The following is an 18,952-nucleotide window of genomic DNA, read 5'->3' as shown; positions in this document are numbered from 1 at the left end:
TCCAACCCCAGAACAATCTGAGGCCGGGGATGTCAACATATCTGGCGTTGACTTTTGGCACGCTGTTGAGTTCTCAAGGAACGGACACTTCCTTCAGGCCGCCTTCCAGCGGGCCCTCCGGGCGCTTCGTTCTTTCGTGTTTCAAGCTTATCAGATGTTTTCCGCTCCGTTTTCCGGAGTTTCATTTACCTGAGCGGCTTTCGCCTTTCGGCGCTCCCGAACTCTATCAGAGTTTCTCGGGCCGTTTTCCGCGGTCATTCTCGAATTCGCATTCGAGAAACATCCTGCGGGGCCGTCCCGTGGGGCAACCCGGAGAACACTACGCACCGGGCTGCCCCACGTCAAACCAGCCGCCGGAGGCTCAGACCTCGACGACGACCGGCAGGATCATCGGCCGGCGGCGGTAGTTGTCCGCCACCCACTTGCCGACGGTCCGGCGGACCAGCTGCTGGACCTGGCGGGGCTCCAGCACGCCGTCGCTCGCCGAGCGGTCCAGGGCCTCCTGGAGCTTGGCGGCGACCGGCACGAACGCGTTGTCGTCGATGCCGGAGCCGCGGGCCTGGAAGGTCGGGCCGCCCACGATCTTGCCGTTGGTCGAGTCGACCGCGACGAAGACCGAGATGAAGCCCTCCTCGCCGAGGATCCTGCGGTCCTTGAGCGAGGCCTCGGTGATGTCGCCGACCGAGGCGCCGTCCACGTAGACGTACCCGGCCTGCACCTTGCCGACGATCCGGGCGACGCCCTTCTCCAGGTCGACGCAGACGCCGTCCTCGGCGATGACCACGCGGTTGCGCGGAATGCCGGTGGCGATGCCGAGGTCGGCGGCGGCCCGCAGGTGGCGCCACTCGCCGTGGACCGGCATCAGGTTGCGCGGCTTGCAGATGTTGAAGAAGTACAGCAGCTCGCCGGCCGAGGCGTGGCCGGAGACGTGCACCTTGGCGTTGCCCTTGTGCACGACCTTGGCGCCCCAGCGGGTCAGGCCGTTGATCACCCGGTAGACGGCGTTCTCGTTGCCCGGGATGAGCGACGAGGCCAGGACGACGGTGTCGCCCTCGACGATGCGGATCTGGTGGTCGCGGTTGGCCATCCGGGACAGCGCCGCCATCGGCTCGCCCTGGGAGCCGGTGCAGATCAGCACGACCTCCTTGTCCGGCAGGTCGTCGAGCTGCTTGACGTCGACGACCATGTTGCCGGGGACCTTCAGGTAGCCGAGGTCGCGGGCGATGCCCATGTTGCGGACCATCGAGCGGCCGACGAAGGCGACCTTGCGCTTGTACTCGTGCGCGGCGTCCAGCACCTGCTGGATGCGGTGCACGTGGCTGGCGAAGGAGGCGACGATGATGCGCTTGTCGGCGTTCGCGAAGACGTTCCGCAGTGCGGCCGAGATGTCCCGCTCGTGCGGGATGAAGCCGGGGACCTCGGCGTTGGTGGAGTCCACCAGCAGCAGGTCCATGCCCTCTTCGGCCAGCTTGGCGAAGGTCGGCAGGTCGGTCAGGCGGCCGTCGAGCGGCAGCTGGTCCATCTTGAAGTCGCCGGTGGCCACGACCATGCCCGCGGGGGTGCGGACGGCGACCGCCAGGGCGTCCGGGATGGAGTGGTTGACCGCGATGAACTCGCAGTCGAAGGGGCCGATGCGCTCGCGCTCGCCCTCCTTGACCTCCAGCACGTACGGCCGGATGCGGTGCTCGGCGAGCTTGGCCTCGATCAGGGCGAGGGTCAGCTTGGAGCCGATCAGCGGGATGTCCGGGTTCTCCCGCAGGAGGAACGGGACGGCGCCGATGTGGTCCTCGTGGCCGTGGGTGAGGACGATGCCGTCGATCTTGTCGAGGCGGTCCCGGATGTAGGTGAAGTCCGGGAGGATCAGGTCCACGCCGGGCTGCTCGTCCTCGGGGAAGAGGACGCCGCAGTCGACGATCAGGATGCGGCCCCCGTATTCGAAGACCGTCATGTTGCGGCCGATCTCGCCGAGACCGCCGAGCGGGGTGATGCGGAGGGCGCCCTCCTTCAGGGCCGGGGGTGCGCCGAGTTCGGGGTGCGGGTGACTCAAAAGACTCTCCTCACGACGCACGCCATATGCCCGGGGTCCTCCCCCTGAAGACATATGGCGTGCGTACTCAGTGTCGTTTTTCCTACTGGGTCGGTGCTCTCGCGCCGTCGGTCCGGTCCAGCGGCGGGCCCGTGAGGGTCCGGCGAGCCGGGGCGCGCACGTCTTCGTCTGTTACAGGTGTACCCCGCCGGCGGCGAGATCCTTCGTCAATCGTGCGATCTCCTCGGGAGTCGCGCCGACCAGCGGCAGCCTCAGCGGGCCGGCCGGCAGTCCCTGGAGCTCCAGCGCGGCCTTGGCGAGGATGACGCCCTGCGTGCGGAACATACCGCTGAACACCGGGAGCAGGCCCTGGTGGATCGCCGTGGCCTTGGCCACATCGCCGGCCAGGTACGCCTCGATCATCGCACGCAGTTCGCCGGCCACGACGTGTCCGACGACGCTGACCACTCCGGCGGCTCCGACCGACAGCAGCGGCAGGTTGAGGATGTCGTCGCCGGAGTACCAGGCGAGGTCGGAGCGGGCGATGGCCCAGGCGGCCGCGCCGAGGTCGCCCTTGGCGTCCTTGTTGGCGACGATCCGCGGGTGCTCGCCGAGGCGGACCAGCGTCTCGTGGCTCAGCGCGACGCCGCTGCGGCCCGGGATGTCGTAGAGCATGACCGGCAGCCCGGTGGTGTCCGCGATGTGCACGGTGTGCTGGTACACGCCCTCCTGCGGGGGCTTGCTGTAGTACGGCGTGACGACCAGCAGGCCGTGGGCTCCGGCGGCCTCCGCCTGTCGCGCCAGCTCGGCACTGTGGTGGGTGTCGTTGGTGCCGACGCCGGCCACCACGTGGGCGCGATCCCCGACCGCCTCCACCACGGCGCGGACGAGCTGGGCCTTCTCGGCGTCGCTGGTGGTCGGGGACTCACCGGTGGTGCCGTTGACGACGAGGCCGTCGTTGCCGGAGTCCACGAGGTGCGTGGCGAGGCGCTGGGCGCCGTCGAGGTCGAGTCCGCCGTCGGCGGTGAACGGGGTGACCATCGCGGTCAGGACCCGGCCGAACGGCGTCTGGGGGGTGGAGGTCGGAGCCATGCGTCCAAAGCTACTCGTAGGCGGTGGGGCGGTACCCACACCGGTCCAGTGTTCGGACAGGGGCATACCACGCGAAGCGGCGGAAACAGGCGGTGACATGGGATTCCGGTGCTGCCCGCTCGGGGGTTCGGGCAGCACCGGAATCCGTGTTCATGAATGTAGGGAGCGGCTAGAAAAGCCGCAATCCAGACATGCGTGACACTCCGCCCATATGCCTATCGTCCCAGGTCAGGGAGCGACCCGGCCGTGCTTCTCGAAGGCCGCATGGGTGAGCGGCATGAGCCGCGCCCACTCCTGCTCCATCTGCTCGGCGACCATCTCGATCTCGCGCTGCGGGAAGGACGGCACGGCGGCGTTCTCCTTCTTCGTCCGCAGCGACAGGAAGTGCATCAGCGAGCGGGAGTTGCAGGTCGCGTACATCGAGGAGAACAGGCCGACCGGCAGCACCGCGCGGGCCACCTCGCGGGCCACGCCGGCCGCCAGCATCTCCTGGTAGCGCGCGTAGGCCTCGCGGTACGCGGCCTCCATCGCCTCGGTGGTGGTCCTGTGCTGCTCGGGGGTGCCGTCGACGAACTCGTAGCGGCCCGGGCGGCCCTGCTGGACGAGCTTGCGCTCCTCACCCGGCACGTAGAAGACCGGCTGCAGCTCGCGGTAGCGGCCGGACTCCTCGTTGTAGGACCAGCCGCTGCGGTGCCGGTGGAACTCCCGGAACACGAAGATCGGCGCGCTGATGAAGAAGGTCATCGAGTTGTGCTCGAAGGGGGTGCCGTGCCGGTCCCGCATCAGGAAGTTGATCAGGCCCTTGGACTTCTCCGGGTCCTGCTGGACCGCCTCCAGGGACTGCTCCCCCGCGGTCGAGACGCGGGCCGCCCAGATGACGTCCGAGTCGGCGGCCGCGCTGCGGACCAGCTCGACCGTGACGTCGCTGCGGAAGCTGGGGGCCGTCGGTTGGTCGCTCACGCGTTGCTCCTTGCGGGTTCGGTGCTGTGCAGCTTGATGGCGTGCTGCATGGTCTTGCGGGCGCGCGGGGTGTCGCCGGCGTCGGCGTACGCCACCGCGAGGCGGAACCAGACCCGCCAGTCGGCCGGCGCGGCCTCCGCCTCGGCCTGGCGGCGGGCGAACACCGCGTCGGCCGAGGCCCGGTCGATCCGCCCGCCGGTGGTGCGCTGGAGCTCGTCCACCGGCAGGCCGCCCTCGGCCTCCAGCTCCCGGGCGAGCTGCTCGCTGGCCCGGCCGAACCGGACGGTCTGGCGCAGGAACCAGACGCCGATCACCGGGATGACGAAGGCGCACAGGCCGATGCCGATGCCGAGCGGTTTGCCGGTGGCGACCAGCTGGACGCCCTCCCCGACGCAGAGGAGGGCGACCAGCAGCAGCACGCCGGACAGGACGAAGAATCCGGTACGGGACGTCATGCCGGGCTCACAGGTCCAGGAAGTGTTCGAGGCCCAGGGTGAGCCCGGGCGTCTCCACGACCTTGCGCACACCGAGCAGGATGCCCGGCATGAAGCTGCTGTGGTGCAGCGAGTCGTGCCGGATGGTGAGCGTCTCACCGGTGTCGCCGAACATCACCTGCTGGTGGGCGAGCAGCCCGCGCAGCCGGACGGCGTGCACCGGCACCCCGTCCACGTCGGCGCCGCGGGCACCGGGCAGGCTGTGGGTGGTCGGATCCTGCTGCTGCGGCCGGCCGGCCTCGGCGCGGGCGGCCGCGATCAGCTGCGCGGTACGGGTGGCGGTGCCGCTGGGGGCGTCGGCCTTGCGGTCGTGGTGCAGCTCGACCACCTCGACCGACTCGAAGTACTTCGCCGCGGTCTGGGCGAACTTCATGCCGAGCACCGCGCCGATGGAGAAGTTCGGCGCGATCAGCAGGCCCAGCTCGGGGGCCTGGTCGAGCCAGCCGCGGACGGTGGCCAGCCGCTCGTCCGTCCAGCCGGTGGTCCCGGTGACCACGTGGATGCCGTGGTGCAGGCAGTAGTCGAGGTTGCCCATCACCGAGTCCGGGTGGGTGAGTTCGACGGCGACCTGGACGCCGGCCTCGGTCAGCTCCGCCGGCTCGGACCCGCGGCCCAGGGTGGCCACCAGTTCGAGGTCCGGCGCGGCCTCGACGGCCTTGACCGCCTCGGAGCCGATCCGACCGTTGGCACCGATCACGGCGACACGCAGCGTCATAGCGAAATGTCCTCTCACACCAGCAGATCGGCGAGCTTGGCGGCCCGCTTGTCGTTGACCGGTCCGATCAGCGCCAGCGACGGCCGGTACGCGCCCAGCACATCACGGGCCACCGCGTGGACGTCGTCCAGGGTCACGGCCGCGATCCGCGCCAGCATCTCGTCCACCGACAGGTGGTGTCCGTAGCTCAGCTCGGCCTTGCCGATCCGGTTCATCAGCGAGCCGGTGTCCTCCATGCCCAGCACGGTGGAGCCGGAGATCTGGCCGATCGCGCGCCGCAGCTCCTCCTCGGTGATGCCCTCGGCGACCACCTTGGCCAGCTCCGCGCGGCAGATCCGCAGCACCTCCTCGACCCGCTTGGGCTGGCAGCCGGCGTAGATGCCGAACAGGCCGCTGTCCGCGTAGGACGAGGAGTACGAGTACACCGAGTACGCCAGGCCGCGCTTCTCCCGCACCTCCTGGAACAGCCGGGAGCTCATCCCGCCGCCGAGGGCCGCGTTGAGCACGCCCATCGCCCAGCGGCGCTCGTCGTGCCGCGGCACCCCGGGCACGCCCAGCACCAGGTGCGCCTGCTCGGTGGAGCGGTTGAGCACCTCGACCCGGCCGGCCGTGCGCAGCGCCTTGACGCCGCGGCGGGCCTCGGCGGGGGCCGCGTCGGAGCGGGCCAGCACCGCCGCGAAGGCCTGCTCGACCTGCTTGACCACGGTGTGGTGGTCGAGGTTGCCGGCGGCCGAGACGACCAGGTTCTCGGGCCGGTAGCGGCGGCGGTAGAAGCCGGCGATCTGCTCCCGGGTGAGCACCTTGATGGTCTCCTGGGTGCCCAGGATGGGGCGGCCGAGCGGGCCGCTGCCGAAGATCACCTTGGCGAACAGGTCGTGCACCACGTCGCCCGGGTCGTCCTCGGCCATCGCCATCTCCTCGAGGATGACGCCGCGCTCGGCGTCGACGTCCTCGGAGCGGATCAGCGAGCCGGTGACCATGTCGCAGACCACGTCGATGGCCAGCGGCAGGTCGGTGTCCAGGACCCGGGCGTAGTAGCAGGTGTTCTCCTTCGCGGTGAAGGCGTTCATCTCACCGCCGACCGCGTCCAGGGCAGCCGAGATGTCCAGCGCGCTGCGCCGCGCGGTGCCCTTGAAGAGCAGGTGCTCCAGGTAGTGGGTGGCGCCGTTGAGCTGCGGGGTCTCGTCCCGCGAGCCGACGCCGACCCAGATGCCGAAGGTGGCTGAGCGCACCGTCGGCAGGGTCTCGGTGACGACCCGAAGGCCGCCGGGGAGGACGGTGCGGCGCACCGTGCCGGCGCCGTCGGCGCCCTTGAGCAGGGTCCGGGTGGAGCCGGGGCGCTGCTTCGCCGCCGGGGCCTGAGCCACGGGGGGTACCTCCAGAGGAAACACGCGTGGGAACGCATGGACGAACGCGGGGGCAACAGGGTGCGGCCCGCACGCCGGGAGGCGTACGGGCCGCAAGGGTCAGCTAGCGGCGCTTCACTCGGAAGCGGTCTCGCCGGCTTCCTCGCCCTCGACGACGGGGATGAGGGAGAGCTTGCCGCGCGGGTCGATCTCGGCGATCTCGACCTGCACCTTGGCGCCGACACCGAGGACGTCCTCGACGTTCTCGACGCGCTTGCCGCCGGCCAGCTTGCGGATCTGCGAGATGTGCAGCAGGCCGTCCTTGCCCGGCATGAGCGAGACGAACGCGCCGAACGTCGTGGTCTTCACCACGGTGCCCAGGTAGCGCTCGCCGACCTCCGGCATGGTCGGGTTGGCGATCTGGTTGATCGTGGTGCGGGCGGCCTCGGCGGCCGGTCCGTCGGCGGCACCGATGTAGATGGTGCCGTCGTCCTCGATCGTGATCTCGGCGCCGGTGTCCTCCTGGATCTGGTTGATCATCTTGCCCTTGGGGCCGATGACCTCACCGATCTTGTCCACGGGGATCTTGATGGTGATGATCCGCGGGGCGTTCGGGGACATCTCGTCCGGCGTGTCGATGGCCTCGTTCATCACGTCGAGGATGTGCAGACGCGCGTCCTTGGCCTGCTTCAGCGCGGCGGCCAGCACCGACGCCGGGATGCCGTTGAGCTTGGTGTCCAGCTGCAGGGCGGTGATGAAGTTGCGGGTACCGGCGACCTTGAAGTCCATGTCACCGTACGCGTCCTCGGCACCGAGGATGTCGGTCAGCGCGACGTAGTGGGTCTCGCCGTCGATCTCCTGGGAGATCAGGCCCATGGCGATACCGGCGACGGCGGCCTTCAGCGGCACACCGGCGTTCAGCAGCGACATGGTGGAGGCGCAGACCGAGCCCATCGAGGTGGAGCCGTTGGAGCTCAGCGCCTCGGAGACCTGGCGGATGGCGTACGGGAACTCCTCGCGCGAGGGCAGCACGGGGATGATCGCCCGCTCCGCCAGCGCGCCGTGGCCGATCTCGCGGCGCTTGGGCGCACCCACGCGGCCGGTCTCGCCGACCGAGTACGGCGGGAAGTTGTAGTTGTGCATGTAGCGGCGGCGCGTCTCCGGGGAGAGCGTGTCCAGCTGCTGCTCCATGCGCAGCATGTTGAGGGTGGTGACGCCCAGGATCTGGGTCTCGCCACGCTCGAACAGGGCCGAGCCGTGCACGCGCGGGATGGCCTCGACCTCGGCGGCCAGGGTGCGGATGTCGGTGACACCGCGGCCGTCGATGCGGACCTTGTCCTTGATGACGCGCTCGCGGACGACCTTCTTGGTCAGCGCGTTGTAGGCGGCGCTGATCTCCTTCTCGCGGCCCTCGAACTCGGGGAGCAGCTTCTCGGCGGCCAGCGCCTTGACGCGGTCCAGCTCGTTGTTGCGCTCCTGCTTGCCCGGGATGGTGAGGGCCTGGGCGAGCTCGTCCTTGACGGCGGCGGTCAGCGCGGCGAGGACGTCGTCCTGGTAGTCCAGGAAGACCGGGAACACGCCGGTCGGCTTGGCGGCCTGGGCGGCGAGCTGCGACTGGGCGGCGCACAGCACCTTGATGAACGGCTTGGCGGCGTCCAGACCGGCGGCGACGACGTCCTCGGTCGGCGCCTCGGCGCCGCCCTCGACCAGCTTGATGGTCTTGTCGGTGGCCTCGGCCTCGACCATCATGATCGCGACGTCGCCGTCCGGCAGGGCGCGACCGGCGACGACCATGTCGAAGACGGCCGACTCCAGCTCGCTGTGGGTCGGGAAGGCCACCCACTGGCCGTTGATCAGCGCGACGCGGACGCCGCCGATCGGGCCGGAGAACGGCAGGCCCGCCAGCTGGGTGGAGGCGGAGGCGGCGTTGATGGCCACCACGTCGTACAGGTGGTCGGGGTTGAGCGCCATGACGGTGCAGACGACCTGGACCTCGTTGCGCAGGCCCTTGACGAAGGACGGGCGCAGCGGGCGGTCGATCAGGCGGCAGGTGAGGATCGCGTCCTCGGAGGGCCGGCCCTCACGACGGAAGAACGAGCCGGGGATGCGGCCCGCGGCGTACATGCGCTCCTCGACGTCCACGGTCAGCGGGAAGAAGTCGAAGTGCTCCTTCGGCTGCTTGGACGCGCTGGTGGCCGACAGCACCATGGTGTCGTCGTCCAGGTAGGCCACGGCGGAGCCGGCGGCCTGACGGGCCAGACGGCCGGTCTCGAAGCGGATGGTACGGGTGCCGAAGGAACCGTTGTCGATCACGGCCTCGGCGTAGAACACGTTCTCTTCCACCTGGAAGATCTCCTCTTTCGTACGTCTCCGGGAGAGCGTCCCCGCGCTGCCTGCCTGCCGGCTGGCCCTGGCCCTCCTGGCAAGGAGGACGGCAGTCGGGCCGGTCTTCGATCGAAGCCTCCGGGGTGCTCCGCTCGGTCTGCGGGGCTTCCGGGGGCCACTACCGAGGACCGGCGCCTCACGGCTGCCGGGCCGGGACGGGCGGTCCGCGTCTGGACGCTCTCTCGGATGCGGGCGGCTTCCGTTTGAAGCCTTCGGCCCGCGGGGGGGGTTCGGGTTCGTCTGCCCGGGTGGCGCGCTGGTGCGCCATCACCGGGCATGCCCACAACCCTACGGTGCAATCCTCGGCCACCTGGGGAGGTACGCGCGAGTTGTTATGTCCGGGCGCCGCGGCTCGGGGTGTCCGCGGCATACGCGCGAGGGGCGGCTCCCCGGTGTGGGGAGCCGCCCCGAGCGGCGGTCTTAGCGGGCGCCACCGGCGGCACCGCGGCGGATGCCCAGGCGGTCGACGAGCGTACGGAAGCGCTCGATGTCCTTCTTGGCCAGGTACTGCAGCAGGCGGCGGCGCTGGCCGACCAGGATCAGCAGGCCACGACGCGAGTGGTGGTCGTGCTTGTGGGTCTTGAGGTGCTCGGTCAGGTCCGCGATGCGGCGGGAGAGCATGGCCACCTGGACCTCGGGGGAACCGGTGTCGCCCTCCTTCTGGCCGAACTCGGCGAAGATCTGCTTCTTGACGTCAGAGGCGAGAGCCACTGCAACTCCTTCAGGGTGTACCGAGCGGTCCTGGTCGACAACACAGGACTCATGAGGACTCGGTGTCGTGACGGAGCGCGGCCGGCGGTCTGCGACCCACCGGAGGCGGACACACGGCTGCGCTCGGAGGCCAAGCGTACCAGTGCCGCCCACCCGGCCGGTCGGCGGGCCGGACGGGCCCGACGGGGCGGGCCGGGCCGGTCAGCTGGTGGCGCCGCGGACCAGCCGGTAGACGTCCAGGACGGCGAGCGCCAGCGGGACGAGCGAGATCAGGGTCAGGCTGTCGACCAGGTCCAGGATGCGCCCCCAGAAGGGGGAGACACCGAGCCGGGGCACCACCAGCGCGATCGCGGCGAGCAGCGCCGCGCCGAACGCGATGGAGGCGGCCAGCCAGATGGTGCGCAGGTCGACCTCGGTGGAGCTGGTGGCGCGCAGGATGAACTGCGGGGTGTGCAGGGACAGGCCGGTGATCAGCAGGGCCAGGCCGAGCAGCCCGGCGATGGTGAGGCTGAAGACCTGCGCGGTGTAGCGGAACAGCCGGGCGCGCAGCATCGTGGCCAGGCCCAGGGCGAGCGCGAGCAGCTCGGGGAACGCCCGGTCGGTGAAGCCGAGGACGGCGCAGGAGCCGACCACGACCGCGGCGCAGCCGCCGACCAGGCCGACCAGGACCTCGTGGCCGCGGCGGGCCTGGTGGGCGATCCGCTCGTACTGGACGGCTTCGGCGCGCTCGGCCTCCTGGTCGTGGTCGCGGCTGCGGGTGCGGGTCTGGCCCGGGGCGCTGAAGCCGACGGGCAGCCGGGCGAAGCGGGCGGAGAGGCCGGGCAGGAAGCCGGCGGCCGCGACGGCGGTGATGCCGGTGACGGCGGCGATGTGCCCGGCGGGGGTGTCCGGCAGCAGGACGGCGGCGAAGGTGGCGAGCGCCCCGGCGGCCGCGACCAGGGCGGCGGCGACGAACACCGCGTCCTTCTCGGGGAGCAGTCCGACCAGCAGCACGGCGACCACCAGGACGGTGACGCAGCCGGCCAGGAACTGGAGCCGGCCGGGGCCGTCCCAGGGGTGGGCGACGGCGAGGACGCCGCTGCCGCCGATCATGGCGTGCGGCAGGGCGCCGAGGCCGAGCGCGAGCGCGGCGTGGGCGTCCTGGTAGACCCGGGCGCGGACGCCGGCCAGCGCGGTGAGGACGACGGCGGTGACGCCGGCCAGGACGCCGGGCAGGCCGTGCATGTCGTGGCGCAGGTCGGCGAACCAGAGCGCGAAGCCGAGCAGGACGAGCAGCAGCGCGGCGCCGATCAGGCCGAAGGCCCGCATGAGTTCGGCGTTCCAGAGGCGGCGGTCGGTCTCGACGGCGCTGGCGATCGCGTCGGCGACGTCGTCGTAGACGGCCGGCGGGAGGGACTCGGCGAAGGGGCGCAGCGCGAGCAGGTCGCCGTCGCGGACCTGCTGGGCGGCGAGCGGCAGGCCGCTGTCGAGGACGGTGCCGTCGCGGCGCACCAGGTGGAAGCCGGTGGGCGCGCCGTCGGGCTGGCTCTGGTTGGCCAGGCGCAGCACCTCGGGGTAGACGTCCGCGAGCGGGACGTCCTCGGGCAGGGCGACGTCGATCCGGCGGTCCGGGGCGACGACGGTGACCCGGCAGTAGCCGGTCGCGGCGGTGTTGCTCATCGCCGCACCTCGGTCCTTCGACGCACTGGGCGCTCCCCCTTGTTGACGGTGCCGCGGCACGGCGGCGCTCGGTGTGACTGCGGAACCGGCCCGACCGGGCCGCGAGTTGGCGCGGCGTTACCCTACCCGCTCGGTTCGTGCCCGGCCCCGGTGCGGGCCGGGCCCCCGGCGGGGGGTGCGGGCGCGGGCCTGGCGGGCGGTGCGGGGGCGACCGTTAGGATCGGCCCCTGCGCGCGGTACGGGGGGCGGCGCCGTGTGGTGCGTCCTCGCCCTGGTGAATCCCGTACGAGCCGTACGAGTCGTACGAGTCCAGTTGCGTGAGGGCTGATGCCGAAGTGATCGATCGACGCCGCGGGGTGGATGACGCATGGGTGTGATCACGGTCAAGCGCCCGGGCCGGGCCTATCCGCCGGCGGTGCCGGACGAGCCGGTGGAACTGGTGACCCCGCCCGAACTGCCCCGGCAGGGCGGCGAGGACTGGCTGATGAGCATCCTCCCGATGCTCGGCATGGGCGGCTCGGCGGTGTTCTTCTTCGCGCCGGGCGCGGCGGCCCCGATGAAGATCATGGGCGGTCTGATGGTCGCCTCGACGGTCGGCATGGTGCTGGCGCAGATCATGCGGGCCCGCAGGGGCGGTTCGACCGCGATGGCGGACGAGCGGCGCGACTACCTCAAGTACCTGCAGCAGATGCGCCGCCAGGTGCGCCGCACGGCGGAGCGCCAGCGCGGCGCGCTGCTGTTCCTGAACCCGGCGCCGGACCAGCTGTGGTCGATCGTGGCGGACGGCCGGCGGCTGTGGGAGCGCCGCGCCGGGGACGGCGACTTCGCGCAGATCCGGGTGGGTCTGGGCCCGGTGCAACTGTCGACGCCGCTGGTGGCGCCGCAGACCGCGCCGATGGACGAGCTGGAGCCGCTGTCGGCGGCCGCGATGCACTCCTTCCTGAAGGCCCACGGCACCTTGCAGGACCTGCCGTTGGCGGTTTCGCTGCGCGCCTTCTACCACGTCACGGTGTGCGGGGACGCGGACTCGGTGTACGGCAACGTGCGCGCGATGATCGCCCAGCTGACCACCCTGCACTCGCCGGACGACCTGCTGGTCGCGGTGGCCGCGGCGCCGGGCGCGGCGGAGGAGTGGGAGTGGACCAAGTGGCTCCCGCACAACCAGCACCGCAAGGAGGCCGACGGCGCGGGCTCGCGCCGGCTGGTCGCCACCGACCTGGGCGAGCTGGAGTTCCTGGTGCAGGACGAGCTGGCCGGCCGCCAGCGGTTCGTGCGGGACGCGGCGCCCGCGCCGGACCAGCCGCACCTGGTGGTGGTGATGGACGGCGCCGGGGTGCCGCCGAACTCGCTGCTGGCGAGTCCCGAGGGCGTGCAGGGGGTGACCGTCATCGAGGTGGTGCCGGGCGACCTGGACGAGCCGAGCGGGCACCTGATGGTGACGGTGAGCCCGCAGGAGCTGGTGCTGCGCTCGGCCTCCGGGGCGACGTACACCGGCACGCCGGACCTGCTCTCGGTCTGGCAGTCCGAGGCGCTGGCACGGCAGTTGGCGCCGTACCGGCTCTCGGCCGGCGGGGACGACGAGCCGCTGCTGTCGAACCTGGACTTCACCGACCTGATGAACTCGGGCGACCCGGGCTCCTTCGACGTGACGCGCAGCTGGCGCCCGCGCGCCCAGCACGAGCGGATGCGGGTGCCGATCGGGGTCGGCGCGAACGGCGAGCACGTCTACCTGGACATCAAGGAGGCCGCGCTGGAGGGCATGGGCCCGCACGGCCTGTGCGTGGGCGCGACCGGCTCCGGCAAGTCGGAGCTGCTGCGCACCCTGGTGCTGGCGCTGGCGATGACGCACTCCTCGGAGATCCTGAACTTCGTCCTCGCCGACTTCAAGGGCGGCGCGACCTTCTCCGGCATGGCGGACATGCCGCACACCTCCGCGGTGATCACCAACCTGGAGGGCGAACTCACCCTGGTCGACCGCATGCGCGACGCGATCGAGGGTGAACTGCACCGCCGCCAGGAGCTGCTGCGCTCGGCGGGCAACTACGCCAACATCCACGAGTACGAGCGGGCCCGGGCGGCCGGCGCGGCGCTGGACCCGCTGCCCTCGCTGGTGCTGATCATCGACGAGTTCTCCGAACTGCTCACCGCCAAGCCGGACTTCATCGAGATGTTCATCCAGATCGGCCGGATCGGCCGGTCGCTGGGGGTGCACCTGCTGCTGGCCTCGCAGCGCCTGGAGGAGGGCAAGCTGCGCGGCCTGGACACCTACCTCTCCTACCGGATCGGTCTGCGCACCTTCTCGGCGGCCGAGTCGCGGGCGGCGATCGGGGTGCCGGACGCCTACCACCTGCCGCCGGTGCCGGGCGTCGGGTACCTCAAGTTCGGCGAGGACGTGATGGACCGGTTCAAGGCCGCGTACGTCTCGGGGCCCTACCGGGCGCCGGGGCAGCAGCGGTCGACCGGCGGGCGGCGGGTGAACGCCCGCCCGGTGCTGTTCACCGCGGCCCGGGTGGAGCCGCCGGAGCCGGCGGTCGAGGAGGAGGCACCGCTCGCCCCGGAGCAGGACGACGCGCTGGTCGACACCGTGCTGGACGTGTTCGTGCAGCGGATGACGGGCCAGGGCCCGGCCGCGCACCAGGTGTGGCTGCCGCCGCTGGAGGAGGCGCCGAGCATGGACCACCTGCTGCCGCCGCTCCAGGTGGTGCCGGAGCGCGGGCTGACCGCGCCCGGCTTCCCGGCGGGCCGGCTGCGGGTGCCGATCGGCATCGTGGACAAGCCGCGCGAGCAGAAGACCGACGTCCTGGAGGTCGACTACGCGGGGGCGGCCGGCCACGGCCTGGTGGTGGGCGGCCCGCGCTCGGGCAAGTCGACGGTGGTGCGCACCACGGTGGCCTCGTTCGCGCTCACCCACACCCCGCGGGAGGTGCAGTTCTACCTGCTGGACTTCGGCGCGGGCAGCTTCCAGTCGCTGGCCGGGCTGCCGCACGTCGGCGGGGTGGCCGGGCGTCTGGACGTCGACAAGGTGCGCCGGATGGTCTCCGAGGTGCACGGGGTGCTGAACCGGCGCGAGGAGCTGTTCCGGGCCGCCGGGATCGACACCATCGGCACCTACCGGGCCCGCCGGGCGGCCGGGCAGCTGCCGGACGAGGCGTTCGGCGACGTGTTCCTGGTGATCGACGGCTGGAACACCTTCAAGCAGGAGTTCGAGGTGCTGGAGCCGGTGATCGGCGACATCGCCCAGCGCGGCCTCGGCTACGGCGTCCACCTGGTCATCACCGCGGCCCGGTACGCGGAGGTGCGCCCGGCGCTGAAGGACCTGCTGCAGAACCGGACCGAGCTGAAGCTCGGCGACCCGATGGAGTCCGAGGTGGACCGCCGGGTGGCGCAGAACGTCCCGCCGCTGGCCGGGCGCGGCATCACCCCGGAGCGGCTGCACTTCCTGTCCGGCCTGCCGCGGCTGGACGGCTCCCACGCGGTGGACGACCTCCAGCACGGGGTGGCCGGCCTGGTCGCCGCCGTCGACGGGGCCTGGACCGGCCCGCGCGCGCCGCAGGTGCGGATGCTGCCGGCCGTCCTGGACGGGAACTCGCTGCCGAAGGGCTTCGAGCGCCCGGAGCGCGGGATCGCCTTCGGCGTGGACGAGGCCGAGCTGGCGCCGGCCTTCGTGAACTTCGAGACCGACCCGCTGTTCATCGTCTTCGGCGACACCGAGTCGGGGAAGTCGGCGCTGCTGCGGATGCTGATCAAGCAGATCACCGAGCGGTACACCCCGGACCAGGCGGGCATCGTGGTCGGCGACTACCGGCGCGCGCTGCTGGGCACCGTGCCGCCGGAGTACCTGGTGGAGTACGCGGCCGCGCAGCCGGCCATGGCGACCATCGTGGACATGCTGCGCGGGGCCTGCGCGCGCCGCCTGCCCGGCCCGGACGTCACCGCCGAGCAGCTGCGCAACCGCAGCTGGTACAGCGGCAAGGACATGTTCGTGATCGTGGACGACTACGAGCTGGTCGCGACGGGCTCGGGCAACCCGCTGGCGCCGCTGGCGGAGTTCCTGCCGTTCGCCCGGGACATCGGGCTGCGGGTGATCGTGGCCCGCAGCGCGGGCGGCGCCGGCCGCTCGCTGTACGAGCCGGTGCTGCAGCGGATGCGCGAGCTGGGCGGGCAGGGCGTGATCCTCTCCGGGAACCGGGACGAGGGCGCGCTGCTGGGGACGGTCAAGCCGATGCCGCTGCCGCCGGGGCGCGGGGTGTACGTGTCGCGCCGGGCGACCGGCGGGCAGATGGTCCAGACGGGCTGGCTGCCGCTGGTGTGAGGGCTCCGGCGCGCCCGCGCCGGCGGCTACGGACAGTGATCGAGGGGTCGGGCTCGCGGGAGCCCGGCCCCTTTCGCGTCCCAGGTGTCGAAACGTTACCTAGATCTTTCCGGGTCGGGGCTGCGGTTCCCGCACCCCGCCCGGGCGTTGCGGCCACACAGGGGGGCACCTGGGCGTATCACCGTCCGACTCCATGGACACCTTGGAAAGGCGGCTTGCAACACTCTGTTTACCTTGGATTCAGTTGCAATGTGGCAGAGGTAACAAGTCGGACAAAGCTCGCAATGACCGTACGTGATCATCAGATCGCATGTCTATGCCCTTCCACGCAACGGATTCCGAAGCATTTCAGCCATTGACGCAATCAATACGCCCAGGTTCCATTGCGACCCAGGAGCGACCCCACCAGAACCCCGAGCAGACAGCCAGCGGAGGCGATACCGCTCCCACCCACAGGACCGCACAGAGCCGATCGGAAGCCACATGACCGACACGCTTCGCCCGCCACGCGCCGCGACCCCCGCGACGGCCGACACCGCCGCCGCCGCAGCGCCCCAGCAACTCAAGCGCTCGATCGGCGTGGTGGGCGGCACCCTGCTCACACTGTCCTGCGTCACCCCGGCCTCCACGCTCTTCGTGATCGTCCCGGAGCTGTTCTCCAGCATCGGCAGCGCCACCGCCCTGGCCATCGCCATCGGCACCGTGCTGTGCGTCGCCGTCGCGTTCTGCTACTCCGAGCTCGGCACCCTGATCCCCAGCGCCGGCGGCGAGTACGCGATGGTCGGCACCCTCGCCGGGCGGCTGGCCGGCTGGCTGGTCTTCGTGCTCTCGCTGATCGTCGTGATGATCGTCCCCTCGGTCATCGCCCTCGGCACCGCCGACTACCTCGCCCCCGTGCTGCACCTCGACAAGGCCATGACCGGCGCCGCCGTGATGCTCGCCGCCACCCTGGCCGGCCTGCTCGACCTGCGCGCCAACGCCTGGCTCACCGGCGTCTTCCTGGTGCTGGAGGTCATCGCGGCCGGCGTCGTCTCGGTGCTCGGGTTCTCCCACGCCAACGGCGACGCCCCCAGCCTGCTGCACGGCGTGGTCACCGGGGACGGCGGCGCCACCACCACGGTGAGCATCGGCGCCATCGTCGGCGCGCTCGGCATCGCCCTGTTCATCACCCAGGGCTTCTCCACCGCCGTCTACCTCTCCGAGGAGCTGGAGAACCCCCGCCGCAACGTCTCGCGCACCGTGCTGTGGACGCTCGGCATCTCCTCCGCCGTCATCCTGGTCCCGGTCGTCGCCATCACCATGGGCGCCCCCGACCTGCAGACCCTGAGCTCCGGCGACATCTCCGGCATGGTCACCGCCTGGAGCAACTCCGCGGTCGGCACCTTCATCAGCCTCTGCGTCGCGCTGGCGATCATCAACGCCGGCATCGTCATGGTCATCCAGAACTCCCGGGTCCTGTTCGCCTCCGCCCGCGACAAGGCCTGGCCCGAGCCGGTCAACAAGGCCTTCGGCACCCTCGGCCGCTTCGGCTCCCCGTGGGTCGCCACCCTGGCCGTCGGCCTGCCCGGCGCCGCGCTCTGCTTCGTCAAGGGCGCACTGCTCAGCAACATCACCGGCGTCGCCGTCACCGGGATGTACCTGCTGGTCGCGATCGCCGCGCTGCTCTCCCGCCGCGCCCACCACAAGCACGCCGCCGCCTGGCGGATGCCGCTGTGGCCGGCCGTCCCGGTGGTGCTGATCGCCGTCCTCGTCTACGTGATGACCCAGCTGGACACCGAGCCCCTGCTGTGGACCGGCGGCATCACCGCCGCCGCCACCCTCTACTGGCTGTTCTACCTGCGCCCCCGCCAGGACACCCGCTGGGTGATCAGCCTCCCCGAGGACCAGCAGTCCTGACCCCCACCCCTCCCCCACACGGCAGTGCCCCGGGCTCCCCCTCGCCCGGGGCACTGCCACGTCCGCGCCGCTACTTCCTCAGCTTCCACACCGGCGCGGTGGCGATCGCCTTCAGCTGGTCGTTGCTCAGCGCCGGGGTGCTGCGGGTCGCCGGGGTCTGCTGGGTGCCGCTGTTGAACGCGCTGATCACCACCCGCAGGCCGTCCGCGTGCAGGGTGTCGACGGTCCACATGCCCGGGTTGGAGCCGCGCTTGCCGACCACCACCCTGGTGCCGTCCGGCTGCGCCTGAGCGCTGCCGAACAGCTCCTCCTTGGTCTTGTCGTCGCGGGACCAGTCCTGCACGTTGATCTCGACCAGGGACTTGCCCTTGCCGTCGTTGACCACGAAGTTCGCGTAGCCCGGCTGGCCCCCGGTCTCCGTCTCGGTCAGCCCGGACGGCAGCAGCTTGGCGACGATCGCCAGGATCTCGTCCTTGCCGTACTCCTTGCCGTTGTCCGGCCCCGGCTCCGGCCGCGGCTCGGGGAACCTGGCGATGATCCCGTCCCAGGCCTTGTCGGTGACGACCGCCCTCAGCTGCTCCGGCGACAGCGGCGGCGTCCGACGGCTGTCCGGCGCGCCCTTCTCCGCCTCGGCGTTCCACTCCGTCAGCTCGATCACACGGCCGTCGGCGCCGCCCAGCCAGGCGGACCACCTCTTGGTGCCCGCCTGCTTGTTCGGGTACTCGTAGCCCTGGAACAGGGTCAGCTTGCCGCCGCCCGGCAGGTCCGTGGTGGTGCAGGCGTCGTACGGGACGAGCTTCCGGTCCGGGCAGCCGTTCTCCGTCAGGACCGGGCTGCCGGCCCCGACCCGGTTGACCGAGACAGCCATCGCGGCCCTGCCCCGGCCGTCGTCGAAGACCAGCGTGCCGCCCTGGCGTTGGCCGGCGTTCTCGTCGCTGGTCCGGCCGCTCGGCAGCAGACCCCGCAGGGTGGCCAGCACCTCCTCGCCGGTGACCTCACCCGGCTCCGCGGAGGAGGCCGCGGCCGGGGCCGCCGAGCCGCTCCCGCCGCCACCGGCGGTGCTCGGGGCGGCCGCGGGCACCGTACTCGGGCGCGGCGAGGAGCCGGTGAGGTACACCGCGCCGGTCCCCACCAGGGCCAGCGCGGCCGCGCCGCCCACCACGGCGGCGGTCGAGCGGCGGCGCCAGCGGCGGCGGCCGCGCTGGTACCCGCCCGCGAGCAGGTCGGACGGCTCGGTGTGGAAGCCCTCGCCCGTACGGGTGAGGGCGTAGAGAAGATCGTCCTCGAACTTGTCCGGTTCGGACATGGGTGGTCACCGTCTCCTTGCGTCACGAAGTTGCGTCACGAAGTTGCGTC

Annotated in this window: 13 protein-coding genes; 3 read left to right on the top strand and 10 right to left on the bottom strand. The window is 71.4% G+C overall.

What is annotated here, in order from left to right:
- Positions 1-193: hypothetical protein (locus ACIQVZ_RS34855; RefSeq protein WP_402455682.1), on the top strand; the 193-nt coding region annotated here is incomplete at its 5' end.
- A gap of 168 nt (positions 194-361) precedes the next feature.
- On the opposite strand, the gene ACIQVZ_RS34850 is transcribed toward ACIQVZ_RS34855, so the two are convergent.
- From ACIQVZ_RS34850 to eccD, 9 genes are all read right to left on the bottom strand, one after another.
- Positions 362-2,047 carry a ribonuclease J gene (locus tag ACIQVZ_RS34850; RefSeq protein WP_350887423.1) on the bottom strand — a complete coding sequence of 562 codons (1,686 nt, stop codon included), beginning with the start codon at positions 2,045-2,047 and terminating at the stop codon, positions 362-364.
- A gap of 171 nt (positions 2,048-2,218) precedes the next feature.
- The gene (gene dapA / locus ACIQVZ_RS34845; RefSeq protein WP_402455679.1) at positions 2,219-3,118 is read right to left on the bottom strand and encodes a 4-hydroxy-tetrahydrodipicolinate synthase; all 900 of its coding nucleotides are present in this window, start codon (positions 3,116-3,118) and stop codon (positions 2,219-2,221) included.
- Positions 3,119-3,346: 228 nt separating this feature from the next.
- On the bottom strand, positions 3,347-4,078 hold the full coding sequence (thyX, locus tag ACIQVZ_RS34840; RefSeq protein WP_402455676.1) for an FAD-dependent thymidylate synthase: 732 nt from the start codon (positions 4,076-4,078) through the stop codon (positions 3,347-3,349).
- On the bottom strand, positions 4,075-4,533 hold the full coding sequence (locus ACIQVZ_RS34835) for a tetratricopeptide repeat protein (protein ID WP_063347604.1): 459 nt from the start codon (positions 4,531-4,533) through the stop codon (positions 4,075-4,077). Before ACIQVZ_RS34835 ends, thyX begins: the two co-directional genes overlap by 4 nt.
- Before the next feature lie 7 nt (positions 4,534-4,540).
- Positions 4,541-5,287, bottom strand: coding sequence for a 4-hydroxy-tetrahydrodipicolinate reductase (dapB, locus tag ACIQVZ_RS34830; RefSeq protein WP_063347605.1), 747 nt, complete (start codon positions 5,285-5,287; stop codon positions 4,541-4,543).
- A gap of 14 nt (positions 5,288-5,301) precedes the next feature.
- Complete coding sequence (locus ACIQVZ_RS34825; protein ID WP_350887436.1) at positions 5,302-6,654, bottom strand: pitrilysin family protein; 1,353 nt, start codon at positions 6,652-6,654, stop codon at positions 5,302-5,304.
- 114 nt (positions 6,655-6,768) lie between these two features.
- Complete coding sequence (locus ACIQVZ_RS34820; RefSeq protein ID WP_350887439.1) at positions 6,769-8,976, bottom strand: polyribonucleotide nucleotidyltransferase; 2,208 nt, start codon at positions 8,974-8,976, stop codon at positions 6,769-6,771.
- Positions 8,977-9,438: 462 nt separating this feature from the next.
- Positions 9,439-9,729: a 30S ribosomal protein S15 gene (rpsO, locus tag ACIQVZ_RS34815; protein ID WP_063347607.1), complete on the bottom strand. Its 291-nt coding sequence runs from the start codon at positions 9,727-9,729 to the stop codon at positions 9,439-9,441.
- A gap of 201 nt (positions 9,730-9,930) precedes the next feature.
- Positions 9,931-11,388: a type VII secretion integral membrane protein EccD gene (eccD, locus tag ACIQVZ_RS34810; RefSeq protein WP_402455674.1), complete on the bottom strand. Its 1,458-nt coding sequence runs from the start codon at positions 11,386-11,388 to the stop codon at positions 9,931-9,933.
- A 367-nt stretch (positions 11,389-11,755) separates the two neighbouring features.
- On the opposite strand from eccD, the gene eccCa reads away from it, so the two are divergent.
- A complete protein-coding gene (gene eccCa / locus ACIQVZ_RS34805; RefSeq protein WP_402455671.1) occupies positions 11,756-15,700 on the top strand; it encodes a type VII secretion protein EccCa in 3,945 nt (1,314 codons plus the stop codon).
- Positions 15,701-16,183: 483 nt separating this feature from the next.
- Complete coding sequence (locus ACIQVZ_RS34800; RefSeq protein WP_350887449.1) at positions 16,184-17,596, top strand: APC family permease; 1,413 nt, start codon at positions 16,184-16,186, stop codon at positions 17,594-17,596.
- Positions 17,597-17,666: 70 nt separating this feature from the next.
- Here the strand turns inward: ACIQVZ_RS34800 and ACIQVZ_RS34795 are convergent, their stop codons facing one another.
- Positions 17,667-18,902, bottom strand: coding sequence for a hypothetical protein (locus ACIQVZ_RS34795; protein WP_402455670.1), 1,236 nt, complete (start codon positions 18,900-18,902; stop codon positions 17,667-17,669).
- Positions 18,903-18,952: the final 50 nt, after the last annotated feature.

It is taken from the genome of Kitasatospora sp. NPDC098663, from assembly GCF_044760075.1.
Classification (GTDB): domain Bacteria; phylum Actinomycetota; class Actinomycetes; order Streptomycetales; family Streptomycetaceae; genus Kitasatospora.
The sequence above is the reverse complement of the archived record's forward strand: the minus strand, read 5'-3'. Positions and strand labels throughout refer to the sequence as shown.